General features: G+C 30.5%; 1 protein-coding gene. It reads left to right on the top strand.

Translation table 11 applies throughout. From position 1 onward, the window contains the following. The first annotated feature begins 84 nt into the window (after positions 1-84). On the top strand, positions 85-1,083 hold the full coding sequence (locus H8911_RS12145) for an IS1595 family transposase (RefSeq protein WP_186999838.1): 999 nt from the start codon (positions 85-87) through the stop codon (positions 1,081-1,083). The last annotated feature ends 36 nt before the right edge of the window (positions 1,084-1,119 follow it).

Here is a 1,119-nt window from a genome sequence, read left to right as displayed (position 1 = left end):
AAGACACATTTAATAAAACAGGATATAGACATCATTAATGTCAAATAGACTTGTACAATTTACCTGTAAGTGAGGTAATGAAACATGTGTACAGAATTTAATTTAAAAATAGATGAATCTACTGAGTTGCTAGATACAAGAATATTCGATAGCTATGATACAAATGAATTGCTACTATTATCCGATACTATTAAACAATCATGCTTTGAATTTCTATTCAATTCTCATATTGAGTGCTGCCCTTATTGTGGAAGCGTTCATATCGTTAAGGCTGGAAAAAACAGTAAAGGAACACAACGCTATAAATGCAACAATTGTAAACGAAGATTCATTAATAGTACAAATCATCTAATGCATTGGTCCCACTTATCAAAGGAACAATGGGAAATCTTGTTTTATTCTTCATTAAACAATGATTATTTATCCAAAACTGCGAAGCTTGTAGGTATCAGTATTGTTTCTGCATTTTATAACAGACACAAACTTATGTATGTGCTAAATGAATTGATAAACAAAAAACAATTGTCAAAGAAAATTGCACTAGATGAAACATATTTGACATACCAAGCTAAGGGGTTTGTAAACCAAAATCGTAGAGGTATAAGTAAAGATAAAATTGGTATTGCATGTGCAATAGATGAAGATGGAAATTATGTTGTACACACAGCAGATAGAGGTCGTCCCACCTCTAGCACGCTAATAGATATTTTTAAAAACACAATACGTTCTGGATCAATCGTAATCAGTGATAGTCAAAGAAGTTATCACCAATTAATGGATGCATTAAACATAAAATGGGTCAAAATACCATCTGGTGAAAAATCAAAAGATGGATATACTCTAGAAATGGTTAATCATCTTCATGATAGAATAAAAGCATTTTTCAGAGGCAAAAGAAATGTAATGACACATTATCTACAAGGTTATCTAGCATTATTTCAATATAGTGAGTTACATACAATGATGATTGGTAGCAAGATGTTTCAAGATGAATTCATGAAGATTAACAACATCTTAAGTGGCATTCGAAATAAAGATATATGTCCAGAAGTCAATTTATATAAGACGTTGTATGAGTGTTGATTTTAGCTTTATATCCTAATTTATTAAATGTGTCTT

It is taken from the genome of Holdemanella hominis (assembly GCF_014306155.1).
Taxonomy (GTDB): domain Bacteria; phylum Bacillota_I; class Bacilli_A; order Erysipelotrichales; family Erysipelotrichaceae; genus Holdemanella; species Holdemanella hominis.
The sequence above is the reverse complement of the archived record's forward strand: the minus strand, read 5'-3'. Positions and strand labels throughout refer to the sequence as shown.

What these genes read in the sequence shown, in the direction of transcription:
- H8911_RS12145 (WP_186999838.1), top strand. Translation starts at nt 85, where the DNA reads ATGTGTACAGAATTTAATTTAAAAATAGATGAATCTACTGAGTTGCTA.